Annotated in this window: 15 protein-coding genes; 11 read left to right on the top strand and 4 right to left on the bottom strand. The window is 54.2% G+C overall.

Going from position 1 to position 14,397, the window contains the following annotated elements; genetic code table 11:
- Positions 1–309: 309 nt before the first annotated feature.
- Together gyrA and MKX51_RS18805 are read left to right on the top strand one after the other, a co-directional pair.
- Positions 310–2,751: a DNA gyrase subunit A gene (gyrA, locus tag MKX51_RS18810; RefSeq protein WP_340993454.1), complete on the top strand. Its 2,442-nt coding sequence runs from the start codon at positions 310–312 to the stop codon at positions 2,749–2,751.
- Between the two features lie 339 nt (positions 2,752–3,090).
- The gene (locus tag MKX51_RS18805) at positions 3,091–3,534 is read left to right on the top strand and encodes a MarR family winged helix-turn-helix transcriptional regulator (RefSeq protein ID WP_340993453.1); all 444 of its coding nucleotides are present in this window, start codon (positions 3,091–3,093) and stop codon (positions 3,532–3,534) included.
- A gap of 47 nt (positions 3,535–3,581) precedes the next feature.
- On the opposite strand, the gene MKX51_RS18800 is transcribed toward MKX51_RS18805, so the two are convergent.
- Positions 3,582–4,328 (bottom strand): RluA family pseudouridine synthase, encoded by a 747-nt coding sequence (locus tag MKX51_RS18800; protein ID WP_340993452.1) that lies wholly within the window; start codon positions 4,326–4,328, stop codon positions 3,582–3,584.
- Between the two features lie 3 nt (positions 4,329–4,331).
- Complete coding sequence (locus tag MKX51_RS18795; protein ID WP_340993451.1) at positions 4,332–5,195, bottom strand: class I SAM-dependent methyltransferase; 864 nt, start codon at positions 5,193–5,195, stop codon at positions 4,332–4,334.
- Between the two features lie 280 nt (positions 5,196–5,475).
- On the opposite strand from MKX51_RS18795, the gene MKX51_RS18790 reads away from it, so the two are divergent.
- From MKX51_RS18790 to MKX51_RS18775, 4 genes are all read left to right on the top strand, one after another.
- Positions 5,476–6,294, top strand: a complete 819-nt coding sequence (locus MKX51_RS18790) for a helix-turn-helix domain-containing protein (RefSeq protein ID WP_340993450.1) — start codon at positions 5,476–5,478, stop codon at positions 6,292–6,294.
- Positions 6,295–6,399: 105 nt separating this feature from the next.
- Positions 6,400–6,765 carry a VOC family protein gene (locus tag MKX51_RS18785; RefSeq protein WP_340993449.1) on the top strand — a complete coding sequence of 122 codons (366 nt, stop codon included), beginning with the start codon at positions 6,400–6,402 and terminating at the stop codon, positions 6,763–6,765.
- Between the two features lie 217 nt (positions 6,766–6,982).
- The gene (locus MKX51_RS18780; RefSeq protein ID WP_340939781.1) at positions 6,983–7,435 is read left to right on the top strand and encodes a flavodoxin; all 453 of its coding nucleotides are present in this window, start codon (positions 6,983–6,985) and stop codon (positions 7,433–7,435) included.
- A gap of 2 nt (positions 7,436–7,437) precedes the next feature.
- Complete coding sequence (locus MKX51_RS18775) at positions 7,438–8,217, top strand: hypothetical protein (RefSeq protein WP_340993448.1); 780 nt, start codon at positions 7,438–7,440, stop codon at positions 8,215–8,217.
- A gap of 333 nt (positions 8,218–8,550) precedes the next feature.
- Here the strand turns inward: MKX51_RS18775 and MKX51_RS18770 are convergent, their stop codons facing one another.
- On the bottom strand, positions 8,551–9,408 hold the full coding sequence (locus tag MKX51_RS18770) for a GNAT family N-acetyltransferase (RefSeq protein ID WP_340993446.1): 858 nt from the start codon (positions 9,406–9,408) through the stop codon (positions 8,551–8,553).
- Positions 9,409–9,420: 12 nt separating this feature from the next.
- Positions 9,421–9,696, bottom strand: a complete 276-nt coding sequence (locus MKX51_RS18765) for a GNAT family N-acetyltransferase (protein ID WP_340993445.1) — start codon at positions 9,694–9,696, stop codon at positions 9,421–9,423.
- 359 nt (positions 9,697–10,055) lie between these two features.
- Here MKX51_RS18765 and MKX51_RS18760 point away from each other — a divergent pair, with 359 nt between their 5' ends.
- The 5 genes from MKX51_RS18760 to MKX51_RS18740 all read left to right on the top strand — a co-directional run bounded on the left by MKX51_RS18760 (position 10,056) and on the right by MKX51_RS18740 (position 14,395).
- The gene (locus tag MKX51_RS18760; RefSeq protein WP_340993444.1) at positions 10,056–10,667 is read left to right on the top strand and encodes a 50S ribosomal protein L25; all 612 of its coding nucleotides are present in this window, start codon (positions 10,056–10,058) and stop codon (positions 10,665–10,667) included.
- Positions 10,668–10,870: 203 nt separating this feature from the next.
- The gene (locus tag MKX51_RS18755) at positions 10,871–12,205 is read left to right on the top strand and encodes a vWA domain-containing protein (protein WP_340993443.1); all 1,335 of its coding nucleotides are present in this window, start codon (positions 10,871–10,873) and stop codon (positions 12,203–12,205) included.
- Positions 12,206–12,375: 170 nt separating this feature from the next.
- The gene (locus MKX51_RS18750; RefSeq protein ID WP_340993442.1) at positions 12,376–13,017 is read left to right on the top strand and encodes a DUF4004 family protein; all 642 of its coding nucleotides are present in this window, start codon (positions 12,376–12,378) and stop codon (positions 13,015–13,017) included.
- Positions 13,018–13,050: 33 nt separating this feature from the next.
- Positions 13,051–13,737 carry a hypothetical protein gene (locus MKX51_RS18745; protein WP_340993441.1) on the top strand — a complete coding sequence of 229 codons (687 nt, stop codon included), beginning with the start codon at positions 13,051–13,053 and terminating at the stop codon, positions 13,735–13,737.
- Positions 13,730–14,395: a hypothetical protein gene (locus MKX51_RS18740; protein ID WP_340993440.1), complete on the top strand. Its 666-nt coding sequence runs from the start codon at positions 13,730–13,732 to the stop codon at positions 14,393–14,395. The genes MKX51_RS18745 and MKX51_RS18740 overlap by 8 nt, the downstream gene beginning before the upstream one ends.
- Positions 14,396–14,397 lie beyond the last annotated feature (2 nt).

Below are 14,397 nucleotides of genomic sequence, written 5' to 3'. Positions count from 1 at the left end.
CGGCTGGTTCTTGAATTCAATGGATTGTGAACTATGTTTTGATAAACTGATACAAGGGAAAGTAACGGAGGGGATTTTGGAACTGTAGGAGCGTCAGCGTCCGCCTTTGTATTTAGATTTCATCCGCTAGGCCTATGAATCAGAAATCTAAATACAACAGCGGCCGGAAGTCCAAAATCACCGCAGTTACGATCTTACCTGTTATCAAAATATTGTTTGGTTTTTGCATTCAATAACGCAAGAGCGCAGCGGTCAGATCATCAAGCTTTAAAAACGCGGACAGAATGAGGAACAGAAGGTGAAGAGGAAATGAGCAGTTTATCAGAGCAATTTTTGCCGGCTTTTCTGGAAGAGGTCGTGGGTGACCGGTTTGGCCGGTATTCCAAATATATCATTCAGGACCGGGCGATCCCCGATGTGCGCGACGGGCTGAAGCCCGTGCAGCGCCGGATTCTGTATGCCATGTACGATTCCGGCAATACGCCGGATAAGCCATACCGCAAGTCAGCCAAAACCGTTGGTGATGTCATGGGTAACTACCATCCCCACGGGGACTCCTCGATCTACGACGGGATGGTGCGGATGGCACAGCCGTGGAAGTTGGGGCATGTGCTGGTAGACGGACACGGCAACTGGGGTTCCATGGATGATGACCCGGCAGCGGCGATGCGTTACACAGAAGCGCGTCTGTCTCCGATTGCCATGGAGATGATGCGCGATATTGAGAAGCGCACCGTTCTGTTCAAGGACAACTTCGATAATACGGCCAAGGAACCGGTGGTTGTTCCCTCCCGTTATCCGAATCTGCTGGTGAACGGGACGAGCGGGATCTCGGCCGGATTTGCCACGGAGATTCCACCGCATAACCTGCGGGAAGTCATCGACGCCTGCATCGCTGTCATGCAGAAGCCGGACATTGCGCTGGAGGATATCATGACCTTCATCAAAGGGCCGGATTTCCCGACAGGCGGAACCATTATGGGCGGAGACGGCATTATGGATGCTTACCGCACCGGCAAAGGCCGTATCTATCTGCGTTCCAAGACGGAGATTGAGAACCTGCGCGGCGGGAAGCAGCAGATCGTGATCACCGAGGTGCCTTTCCAGATCGTGAAGTCACGGCTGGTGACCTCCATGGAGAACATCCGCCTGGAGAAAAAGATTGAAGGGATCGCCGAGGTCCGCGATGAGAGCGGCCGTGAGGGTCTGCGCATCGTGGTGGAGCTGAAGAAGGAGGCAGATGCACAAGGCGTCTTAGCCTATCTGCTCAAAAAAACCGACCTCCAAGTCACTTACAACTTCAACATGGTAGCCATCGTTAACAAGGCTCCGCAGCAGCTGGGGCTCAAAGCGATCCTTGAAGCCTACATTGCCCATCAGCGCGAAGTGGTCACCCACCGTACCCGGTTCGATCTGGAACGGGCGGAGGACCGTGCCCATGTCTTGGAGGGACTGGTCAAGGCGCTGAATATTCTGGACGAAGTGATCGCTGCCATCAAGGCATCCAAGAACCGTCAGGATGCCCAGAATAATCTGGTATGGATGTTCGGTTTCAGCGAACGTCAGGCTGATTCTATCCTTACTTTGCAGCTCTACCGTCTCACCAATCTGGAGATTCATTCGCTGCAGAAGGAGCTGGATGAGATGCTGGCCCGGATTGCAGTGCTCCAGGGGATTCTGGACAGCGATAAGAAGCTGATTACCGTTATCCGCAAGGAGCTGCTGGAGATCCGTGACAAATACGGAATCGACCGTCGTTCCCTGATTCAGGGCGAGGTAGAGGAGCTTAAGGTCAACATGGAGGTTCTGGTCAATGCGGAGGATGTGCTGGTTGCACTCTCGGCGGACGGCTATATCAAGCGGACCGGCATGCTGTCCTTCACCCGTTCAGGCGGGGAGCGCCACTCTTCAGGCGTCAAGGATGGCGATCATATCGTCAAGCTGCTGGATCTGAATACCCGGGAGAGCCTGCTCGTATTCACCCGCAAGGGGCAATACTTCCTGCTTCCCGTGCACCAGATTCCAGAGTTCAAATGGAAAGAGCCGGGGACGGCCATCGTCAACGTGATCGGACTGAATAAGGGAGACAGTGTCGTCAGTGTGCTGCCAGTCGGCAACCTGGAGGACCCGCTGGCAAGTCTGGTCTTCATTACCCGCAAGGGGCAGGTGAAGCGTACCGAGCTCAAGGAGTACTCTACAAGCCGTTCCGGAGCCGTTGCCTCCTGTAAGGTGGCGGAAGGCGATGAGATCATTACAGTGGCGCAGAGCAGTAATGACAAGGACATCGTGCTAATTACCCGTGAGGGCATGAGCATCCGTTTCCGTGAGAATGAAGTGAATCCTATGGGCCGGGTGGCCACAGGAGTTAGGGGAATTCAGCTCCGTGAAGGAGATGAGGTGGTCTCCTGCTTCTGGGTCAGCGAGGATGAAGGCGAGATCCTGGCTATATCCGACATCGGCTATGCCAAGCGCTCCCTGATGGTGGATTATCCATCCCAGAGCCGCGGAGGCAAAGGGATGCCAACCTTCGAGTTCAAGGAAGGCAAGCGTGTCCGCCCGAACGGCAGCAGGCTGGCAGGAGCATTCTATTGCAAGGAGCCGCTGGAGGTGACCGCCATCACCCAGAGCGGTGCGGTACATTCCTTCTCTTCCGAATCGGCACCGATTGCTGAACGCCGTTCTACAGGCAAGCAGCTGGTTGCTGTCGAGAAGAAGGACGAGATCGCTATTCTTTTTCAGGCAGTCAAGTAAAATATAATACCGCATGTAACGGTGCGGGCAGCTCAGAGTAACGGGCTGCCCGCGCTTTTATTTTCTGAGGAATTATGATTTTCTTCAATGGGGGCTGCTGTTTATATAGAAATCCTGCAAGAAGTGCAACAATACTCTATATTAGCGGCCGGTGAGCTCTCCGCTGGACAGGACGGAATGCTGCGGTGAACGGAGGAACCCAGTGGTTTTCTCTGGCCTGGGGAGGTCTGGAACCGGTCCAGATAAGATTTTATTTTTCGTCCTTGAAGGATTTGGAATTTTTCTGGCGAAAAAGTTAAGTATACCGGATAGAGATCCGCAGGAAAGGAAGGAATAAGTGTGCACTCCACTGAATTCAGTAAAATCTGGCATAAGATATTAAAGGACTATAAGCTACATATGGACAGCAAGCTTGCCCCTACACTGACTGATGCCCAGCTTACCGTACTGGAATTGCTGCAGGAGCGTGATGCGATGAAGCCTTCTGATTTGGCCCCTCATCTGGCAACCAGTCCGGCGGCCGTGACCATGCTGCTTGACCGGATGGAGAAGCATAATCTGATTGTCCGTGAACGCGATGCCTCAGACCGCAGAATTGTCTGGGTGAGCATCACCGAGACAGGCCAGCGGGAGACGCTGCGCGGACTGAAGGTCCGCAGTGATTTTTTTGCAGAAGCGCTGGACCCCATTTCCTCCCATAATCAGCAGCTGCTGCTCTACCTCATGGGCAAGATGGCGGTTGCCCCCGCCGTGGATGACACTGCTTCGGTACAGTCCGTATAAGCACCAACTGAGAACCTATATAATAATGCCAAAAAGCAGGCTGTCCGTTAAAGGATAGCCTGCTTTTGCATTTGTGGAGTCCAAAGATTCCAGGGATAGGAACGGGGAGGCAGGGAGAGCAGCTCGACTTCTTCTTTGGTCACCGGATGCGGGAACCGGGTGAGTGCAGACCATAAGGCAATCTGCTGTCCCGGTCTGTTCACGGCCGCACCGTACTTCTGATCTCCATATAGCGGACATCCAACGTCGCTGAGCTGGACGCGGATCTGGTGGGAGCGGCCGGTCAGCAGGTCAATCCTCACCAGCGAATAGCCTTCTGCCGTACCAATCACGGTATAATCAAGGATGGCTTGCTTGCCGCCTGGCGTTCCCTCCCGGACGGCCTGGACGGTATTGCTCTTAGGGTCCTTAAGCAGCGTATGCTCCAGCCGGGCCTCTGCGCCCGGAAGCTGACCATGCACCACTGTCAGATAGACCTTCTGGAAGGCGTGGGTGCGCACACTCTCGGATAGCCGGGAGGCCGCCTTCGAGGTCTTGGCGAAGATCATCGCACCGCCTACAGGCCGGTCCAGCCGGTGAACCAGGCCCATGAAGACGTTGCCCGGCTTCGCGTAGCGCTGCTTCACATCTTCCTTCAGCAGGGTCAGCAGATCCGGGTCGCCTGTAGCATCCTCTTGAACGGGAATATTCACAGGCTTCACAATGCCGAGCAGATGGTTGTCCTCATATAGAATCTCGAACCGGGAGGGGCTGCTGCCGGAATCTCCTGCTGCGCCGTTGTTCGTTCCGGTCATGGCTTACGCCTCCCAGCGGCCCAGAATCCCGCATGGCAGATTCATGCCGGAGGCTGTAATCGGCAATCCGATCTCACCGGAATTCAGCTTGCCGCCATAGCGCTTGCCCATCGTCATTGACAGCATGTTGCGCAGTACGCTTGGCGAGATGCCGGTCGTGTAGGAGTTAATCAGCATGAATAACGGACGGTCGCTCATAATCTCCATGCAGCTCTCCAGGAACGGATAGAGACTGGATTCGAGCTTCCACATTTCACCGCCCGGCCCTCTTCCGTAGGACGGAGGGTCCATAATAATTGCATCATATTTGCTGCCGCGGCGCTGTTCGCGCTGGACGAACTTGAATACATCATCGGTAATAAAGCGGAGCGGCTTGTCGGCAAGACCGGACAGGGCTACATTCTCCTTGGCCCATTGAACCATCCCCTTGGCTGCATCGACATGCACGACGGAGGCTCCGGCACTTGCTGCCGCAACAGTTGCTCCGCCGGTATATGCGAACAGGTTGAGGACGGAGATCGGCCGGTTAGCCGCTGCGATCTTGTCCATCATCCAGCGCCAGTTGGCCGCCTGCTCCGGGAACAGCCCGGTGTGCTTGAAGTTCGTCGGGCGGAGGTGGAACTTCAGCTTGCCGTAGCTGATTTTCCAGTCCTCCGGTATCGTCTTCTTCATCTCCCACTGCCCGCCTCCGGCGGAGCTGCGGTGATAATGTCCGTGAACATCCCGCCACTTGGCGCTCTCGCTGGCCAGCGGCCAGATGATCTGCGGGTCCGGCCGGCGCAGGATAATATCGCCCCACCGTTCCAGCTTCTCCCCGCCCCCGGTATCAATCACTTCATAGTCTTTCCAATCACTGGCTATATACATTATTAATCCATCCTTCAAAAAGTCATTTAGCCTTTATTGTACAACATTTAAGCCCGCAGCAACAAACAAAATGGTTGCAAAGCTGCGACTATTCCCAGTGTAGCCAACAAGCAATAGGCGTATAATATTACCAGAAAAAGCAGGGCAGATCATTTTGCAACATAATCATTCGGTAAGCAGGGGGCTTAGACAATCGAAAAGCAGGTGTTCTGGCGCTTCGTACAGGGATTGTGTATGATCTGAATACAAGGTTACAGCAAAGGAAGGAGGCTGCACTGGGATGTATAATCTTTCGGCGCTGTATCATCCGATAACGGCCAATCCGGCCGGGGGCGGCGAGTATCTGCCGGGCAGGATGCTTCAGCCGTATATCCGCTGCTACTGGGGATCAGGAGCACAGCCTCGGCTGCCGCAGCAGACGGAGACTATCATACCTGATAGCTGCATGGACATCATATGGGAATGGGATGGGCGGACAGGGGAGTCCGGCGGGATTTTTTGCGGGATTAACGACACTCCGTTCGAGACAGGACAAGCAGCACAGCCTGTTACGACAGAGCGTTTCGCCATCCGGTTTCATTTCTGGGCCGTTCACTTGTTCGCAGACGAGCCGCTGACGGAGGTATTGAATGTGCATGTTCCGGTAGAGTATTATTTCAGAACCTTCCGTAAGGAGCTGGGAGACAGGCTCCAGCATATCCGTACAATGACTGAGCGCATCGCTGCTGCTGAAGCTTTCCTTTTACGGAGATTGGAACGGGGAAACCGCAGCAGCGACGGGATGATGAACGCGGTCCACAGGCTGCTTACATCACGCGGAATCATGACGGCAGGGGCACTGGAGAGCAGCTCAGGCTTAAGCAGCCGCCAGCTTGAACGGCTGTTCCGGCAGCATATCGGCCTTCCGCCCAAAAAGGTGGCCGATCTTATCCGCTTCCAGAATGTCTGGCTGGACCTGTACCGTTCCTCCCAGACCAAGGGCGTAATGCAAGATATAGTCTTCACTTACGGGTACAGCCACCAGTCGCATTTGATCAACAATTTCAAGAAATTCGCAGGCAGAACTCCGCTGGATGCGCTGAGTCATGCCCGGCGCTGATGTCGTTTTTTTGCAATACAAGCCATACAGGCAGAAGTACAATGAGGATAGAACGGCTGACACCAGCCCGGTCACAATACAAGCAATGAAGGGAAGGATATCATTATGATTACAACGTTTGACGGCATCAATCTGTACAGTAAAGACCCGGCGGCCCTGGCGGCATTCTACTCAGAGGTGCTGGGCATTCCGGTCCCATTCGAGGGCTATGGAGAATTTGACGGCGCCAAAATAGCTTTTGAACGCAGCCAGCCCGGCATCATTATATGGAACGCAGCCAAGTGGGAGAATCTGACGACAGGAACTGTTAATCTGGTATTCTCCTGCGGCAGTCTGGACGAGACGTATGAGCAGCTGAAGGCGAGAGGACTGGATTGCCATCCCCCGGCAACCATGGAGTACGGCGGTAAAGAAATGAATTTCCGTGATCCCGACGGCAATGGCATTACCTTGCTGGAAGGCGGATATTAATTATTCCACACATCATATGATAATAGTAATACTGAGCAGCGTCAGCTCCGGGCAGCAGTTATGTCCTGGACTGGCGCTGCTTTTTATATATTGACAATGATAATCATTATCAAATAGAATGAGATTAGCACAGTATTAAGGTAAGCAAGATACGGTCTGCTTAGGGGACCGGATTATAGAGAATACATTTCATTTGGACCCTGGGAGGATAAAAGTCATGGCTAAAGTGCTAGTGGCATATGCCAGCTTGACTGGCAATACGGAGGAAATCGCTGAATTGATCGTGGAAGGAATACGCGCGGCAGGCGGAGAGGCCGTATTGAAATCGGTCATGGACTGCAATGCGGATGAGATAAAAGCGTATGAGGCTGTAATGCTGGGTGCGTACACATGGGGAGACGGCGAGCTGCCGGATGAATTCCTGGATTTCTATGAAGAGCTGGATGAGCTGGATCTCAGCGCCTGTAAGGCGGCGGCCTTCGGAAGCGGAGACACCGGGTATGCGATCTACTGTGGAGCAGTGGATCAGATTGAAGAGAAGCTGAAGGAGCGCGGGGCCGAGATTGTGCAGCCCAGCCTGAAGATTGAATATGGTCCGAATGCAGCGGAGAAAGAGGCTTGCCGTACTTACGGGCGCCAGTTCATCGAGATCTGCACGGCGGTCTCTTAAGGATGGGCGCGGCGGCAGGAGAAATCACAGGAACGAAGCCGGATGCTGAAGCTGGCCGGTACAGACGTCTGAATGATTACCGTATGGAACACATCATGCTGGGCGGGGCCGAAGCGGCCGGCAGCGGAGCTCCCGCTACCGGACTTCCCCGCTGGAGACAGCAGGTTCAATTTGCAGTCGGACATACGCTTAATGACTATTACAGTCTGCGGCCCGAGGTGCGCCGGGAGACGCCTGTCCAGTTTCTGCTGGAGCGCCGCTGGCCGCCGAAGGGCAATGCTTTTCCTTCCCTGATGCATTACTGGGATGTCAAGCAGGCGGTGGCCGATGAGCTGATGCGGATTGTCGCAGGCAGTTACACCGGCGAGATTCCGGTGATGCGGTTCGAACAGTGGCATGTTCCTGTCCGGGAGCTTGAGATTGAGCTGGCGGTGATTTTTCAGCTGGCCTGGAATTCGAAGCTTACGGGACGCAGTCTGAATATCCAGAAATTCATGGTACATGCTGACCAGCAGGTGATTACCGGATTTCTGCATATGGCGAATGTATTCTGCCATAAGGCTTACGGGAAGCCGGCGGAGACGATCGCCATCTACTCGCTGCTGGATGGCCGCAGGCAGCTGTATGACGGAGCAGACATGCCCCTGCAGGAATCGCTGGATTATGTGCGCCTGCTGTCTGTCTTCCTGGAACGGGAAGAACAGGGAGCAGGCTGCGTGAAATGCAGCAACCGCCGCAGCGACCGGGATGAAGCTCAGGCGCGGGGCTACGGGCTAATGTAGAAGCAGACGATGAATTGAAATTGGAGACGACACAAAAAGCATCTCCTTCAGGGTCATTTGACCGTGAGGGGATGCTTTTTGATTGTTTAGGAATTGTATGCGAAAAACAGCATACATTGTGCTAGCCAGCAGGCGTTTGGCGCAAATGTATGTGAAAAACAGCATTCATTGTGCTCACACGAAGACGCATGGGCCGAATGCTATACGAAAAACAGCATTCATTGTGCTCACATGCAGGCGTTTGGTCCGAAAGTATGCGAAAAACAGCATACATTGTGCTGGTGCGCAGGCATATGGGCTAAATGTATGCTTCTTGAAATACTCGTTGCCAGGCTAGCCGTTCAAAGGATAGGTGTAATAATCCTGCTGGCTTTGAATGACGAAGCCGCAGCTCTCATAGAGCCGCAGCGCATTCGGGTTATCCAGCGCCACCTCCAGATTCACTCCGTTATAATTCCGCTGCTCCCGCTCGATGGTCTGCTGCAGGGCACTCCGGCCGATGCCGAGACCGCGCAGCTTCTTGTCCACCGTAAATCCGTAGATCCAGGTTTCGTTGTCCTCGGACCACAGACGCATTTTCCCGGCGGGCTGGCCGCTGAGCTCAATGATGATATGCTCCTGTGAGCCTTCCTGTTCGTGCAGCTCATACATTTCAGCGGCGTCCTCTTCGGTCATCTGGAACCCGTCGCAGTCGAAGGCGATGAGTAGAGGGGTCTCCTCCGGACGTGCAGGCCGGAGCATGACATTGCCTGAGGCCGAGCTGGCCTCTGAGGCTCTAACCCTGCTGCCCGCACCATCCCATTTCATCTGAAACTCCGAATGGCTGAAGGCAAGCGGCAAGGTCTTCAGATAGGCATTGCCTGAAGCCGAAGCCGCAGGGGTGTTCAGCAGCAGCGTCTTCGTCTTCCCTCTGCGGATGATGGCCTGGGCCTGCTCCCAGAGGGAGCTGAAAATCCCCCGGCGGCGGTAGCCCGGCCGGACCATGCCGCATACCTCCATATCACCGCCGATGCCGTACAGGCCGATGAATCCGGTCAGTACATCCTTTTCATAGGTTACCAGGTATTGCGCACCGCCTGCTTCTCCAGGCTGCCGGAGCATGTCCCAGTTCAGCTTCAGCGAGATTCCTTCATAGTGCTCGCAGCGCTGCTGGAGCTCTTCAATCTGTTTCAGTGTGTCTGTGTTCGTCAAACGGTCTTCCTCCTATTTGAGCACATCCTTGTATTCAGCGTGCTTCTCGAATTGATGCGCCGCATACGGGCACTCCGGTACAATCTTGACACTCTGCTCACGGGCCAGGTCAACGACCGCCCGAACAAGCTTTTCTCCCGCACCCTGGCCGCGCAGATCTTCGGAGACAAAGGTATGGTCAATCACCAGATTCCCTGTGATCTCTTCGGTTCTGTATGTAATCTCGGCCAGGTCTTTTCCGTCACCAGCGATATAGAAACGTCCTTCTCCCTTTACGATTTTATCCATCTTATAACCTCACTCCATTCCGGTATAGTGCCTTTATTTTACTACCCTGTGCGGCAAAAAGCGAGAAAGGGGAAGAGAGGCACCGTAGGTCATTTACAGCAGGTGATTTTAGCGTAATCATTTATAAATATGGATTGGATTTGAATTTTACCCTGTTTTGACTTGTTCATTTCCCGGTGCTATACTGATTCCATAGCAGGCAAATATGGTTAATAAGAGACTGATTAGACATAAGAGCTAATTGGTCTTGTTTTTTAATGCAGCTATGCTGACACTACTTGGCGTACGCCGCCCCCGGCAACTTGCCCGGCTTCTATAAGAAGGGCGTAGCGCTCAAAAAACTATTAGGAGGAAATATCATGAATACCACAGTACGCTTGACTGAAAGATCCGGATCAAATTCTTCCCAGCGCAGCAAAGGTTTTGTACCGGTTGTAGTTTACGGTGCAGGTTCAGATACCCAGTCCTTCTCAGCAGATGCCAAAACACTTAATGATATTCTCGGCAAAAACCCGCGTGCCATCCTGAAGGTGGAAATCCCGGGCTCCGGCCCGAAGAATGCGGTTATTCAGGAAGTGCAGCGCCAGCCGGTATCCCGTACACTGCTTCATGTAGATTTGCAGCAGATTGACATGAAGGCTGATCTGGATACCAAGGTAGCCTTCCACTTCATAGGTGATCCTATCGGCGTCAAGAGCGGCGGCGTGCAGCAGATTGAGCTGTATGAGCTGGATATCCGGACCTTGCCGGACAAGCTGGAAGCAAACCTCGAAGTAGATATCAGCGGCCTCGATATCGGTGATCAATTGCTGGTATCCGATCTGCCGAAGCATGAGGGCTGGGAGATTCTTACCCCTGAAGATACGCTGATCGTGCGGATTTCGCCTCCGCTCGTGATGGAGGAGCCGGCTGATGAAGCTGCTGCCGCGCCAGCTGAGGAAGCAGCCGAAGCAGAGAAGTCTGCAGAATAAGACTTTTCTGGCTGTAGCCATCGCATCTCTATATGCAGAGAACTCCGCAGACAGCCTGAGATAACGGCTGTATATGGAGAGTCATAATCTTTGATCAACCAGGAGCAGACATATCCTTAGCAGGGAATGGTCTGCTCCTTTTTGCAGAAGCGGGAATCTGGTACATCCTGGTACTACATATGAGAGAGTAGGAGAGTGCATTCATGAATCCTAATATAATCAAGCTGGTAAGCGGCTCCAATGCGAAGCTGGACGAGGCTTCCACCCAGGCAACCGTGAAGATATCCTGCAGCAGTTCTCCGGCGATTCTGGATATCAGCTGCTTCATGGTGGGCGGGAACGGGAAGGTGCCGTCCGATGATTTCTTTATCTTTTATAATCAGCCGGCTGATCCCAAGCACACGGTCGTATTCAATCCGATTGATAAATGCAGCGGAGAGTTCGCCATTGATCTGCGCGCGCTCCGTGATTCGGCCATTGAGAAATGCGTCTTCGCGGCTACGCTGGACGGTCCCGGAACCTTCGCCGATGTCAGAGGCTGCAGAATCAGCGCGGCGGGGAAGGGTACAGAGCTGGTATATGAAATTATGGACGGCAATGCCGAGACCTCGCTCGTGCTGGCAGAGCTGTACCGCCATGGCGGGGGCTTCAAGCTGCGTGCGGTCGGACGGGGCTTTCATGGCGGACTGAAGCCGCTGGCGGAAGCGCACGGCGTTGAAGTGGAAGACGAAGCGCCGGAGAACAGCAGAGCACAGCCACACGCACAAGGGGTGCCAGGCCATATGGAAGCAGCGGCTACATACAGCGGACCGCCTAAGGATACAGTCCAGGAGGAGGCTCCCCGGCCTGCCCTGAATTTGACGAAGATTGATCTTCTGAAGCAGCAGGTCGGAATTTCACTGCGCAAGAAGAATCTTGACCAGGAGAAGGCAAGAGTAGCCGTGGTGTTCGATGCATCCGGCTCCATGGCGCAATTATATGCGAAGGGAGTCGTGCAGCGGGCTTTTGAACGGGTGCTGGCTGTGGCTGCCAAGCTGGATGATGACGGAATGCTGGATGTCTGGTTCTTCGCCACCAAGAGCAAAAGAATGCCGAGCGTGAATGAACACGGGTATGAGGATTATGTGAAGCGGACCTATCCGGGACCGAAGATGTTCGGGGGACTGGGCATCGGGAACAATGAGCCGGTGGTTATGGCGGATCTGATCAAGAAATATACGAAGGAGGAGCCGGGTGACCTGCCGGTATATGTGGTCTTCTTCAGCGACGGGGGCATCTATGAGACGCCCAAAATATCCAAGCTGCTGATCCAGAGCTCGAAGCATAATATTTTCTGGCAGTTTGTGGGGCTGGGCAATGCGGATTATGGCGTACTCCGTGAGCTTGACGATCTGCAGGGCCGTTATGTGGATAATGCGGATTTCTTCGCGCTGGATGATCTGGACGAGGTCAGCGATGAGGACCTGTATGACCGGCTTTTCAACGAGTATCCGAAATGGCTGCGTGAAGCCCGGCAGAAGGGCGTTGTGCGTTCATAGAATGAAGTATAGCGGGCAGATCCGAAGCCGGTAAGGGCTAGGGTCTGCTCTGTTTTTTATGAAGGAGTGAATAGGAGGAGGCGCTGTTGCACTGGAGGGGAGCGATGTAGGTAGCTTGTCAGTTTACAACGTAACAGTGTTATGTTACGATGAGCGCAAGGAGTGGTGATATGGAAGAGGATTTAATCTCCAAAAAGGAGCTGCTCGATGAGACAGGAATCTCTTACGGGCAGTTGTACCGCTGGAAGCGGAAGCAGCTGATTCCTGAGGAATGGTTCATCCGCAAATCTACCTTTACGGGACAGGAGACCTTTTTTCCGCGGGCGCGGATTTTGGGGCGGGTACAGCATATTTTACAGAAGAAGGATGATCTCTCCCTGGATGAATTGGCGGATAAGCTGTCAGAGCCGGCATCCTCGTACAGCATAAGGTTAACTTTATCCGAACTAAAGGAACGTAACATTGTTTCGGTGGGTAGTCTGGAGCGGTTCGGGAGGACGGAGGCTGAGGGCTTACCGCTGAGCTTCGAGCAGATTCTTCATGTATTTGCGGCAGATTGGCTGCTCAGCAAGGGGGAGCTCAGCTGGGAAGAAGCAGACCGGCTCTATCAGATACTGGAGAGTCATGCGCCGGGGTACGGGGAGAAGGGCTGGGAGCTGTTTTTTGTGCGGAAGATGGGGGTTAGCTTCTTCATTATGGCGCTGCCGGGAGCGGGGCTGGCCTTCGAAGAGGGGGTACGGCTGGTGAGCAGGCTTCGCTCTGCCGATCTGGCGGAACTGCTGAATGGACGTTTGACTGAAGGCGGCTTATAGAGTAATGAACAGTAAACCATAGGAGGCTGGACCATGGAGAAGAATGAACTGCCGGATCTGGTGATGGATGGGGTCAACACGGCTGCCGGAGGCAGATATAACAAAGTGAATATCAACGGCGTCAGCAAGATTAACGGAGCGCTCAGCGCACATACCTATAGCTGTGACGGCGTAATGAAGCTGAACGGCGACCTTGCGGCGGAAGAGATGGAGATGGACGGAACCCTCAATCTAAAGGGCAATCTGCAGGTTGGTGAAATGAAGCTGAATGGAGTAGTGAGCGGAGAAGGCAGTCTGCGGGGAGAGCGCTGTGTAATGGACGGCATGCTGAAGCTGAAGGGCAATTGTGAGCTGGAGGAGCTGACCGGTGAAGGGGTATTCACGGTGGGGGGTCTGCTGAGTGCTGGCCGGATGGAGTTCGGGCTACAGGGTCAGTCTGAGGCAGGGGAGATTGGCGTGGAGAGCCTGGTGATCCGCAAAAAAGGTAACGCGGCCTGGGGCAGACTGCTAGGCGGGATGATTCCCAAGCTCAAAATCGGACTGCGTGCCAATCTCATCGAAGGCGATACGCTAGATCTGGAATACACAAGTGCAGATGTAGTGAGGGGCGGTACGGTCATTATCGGGCAGGGCTGCTCGATTGGCCGGGTAGAGTATAGAGCAGGACTGACTGTACATCCCGGTGCCCAGGTGGGAAAGGAGGAGAAGACCGGTGAATGAAACGGTAGAACGCCATGATCTGAAGATACTCGGGACGTCGAGCTCTGTCGGCGGAGTGTTTAAGGATGTGAAGGTGACGGGAGAATGTACCTTCGGCGGGGATGTGGACTGCCATAAGCTTACGCAGACCGGAGAGGTAGCGGTTGAAGGAAATCTTCGGGCACAGGATATCAAAATCACCGGGGAGTGCAAGGTGAAGGGCCGGGTAGACGCAGCCAGCCTGCGCGGACAAGGAGAGGTTACGGCTGGCGGCGGGCTGCGGATTGAGGATATCAAGCTGACCGGCGGGATCATAGTTACGGGCGATTGTGAAGCAGAGCAGGTGCAGCTTACCGGAGTCCTGGAGGTCAGCGGACTATTAAATGCGGAGAAGCTTGACCTGACATTATTCGGCCCCAGTAGGGCGGATACGGTCGGCGGCGGCAGCATCTCCATCAAGCGCAGCCGTTCCGGCGCGTTGCTCAGACCGGGGAAGAAGATGAGCTTCGCGGCCCGGCTGATCGAAGGAGACCGGATCGAGCTTCAGCATACGCAGGCGCAGACTGTCCGGGGCGGAAGTGTTGTGATCGGGCCCGGCTGCGAGATTGAGACGGTGGAGTACGGGGAGCTGCTGGAGGTGCATAAGAGCTCAACGGTAAGGAATGCGGTGAAAATGTAGCG

The organism is Paenibacillus sp. FSL M7-0420, assembly GCF_038002345.1.
GTDB lineage: Bacteria > Bacillota > Bacilli > Paenibacillales > Paenibacillaceae > Paenibacillus_AQ.
Note: the sequence above shows the minus strand (reverse complement) of the source record. Positions and strands in the feature narration are given on the sequence as shown.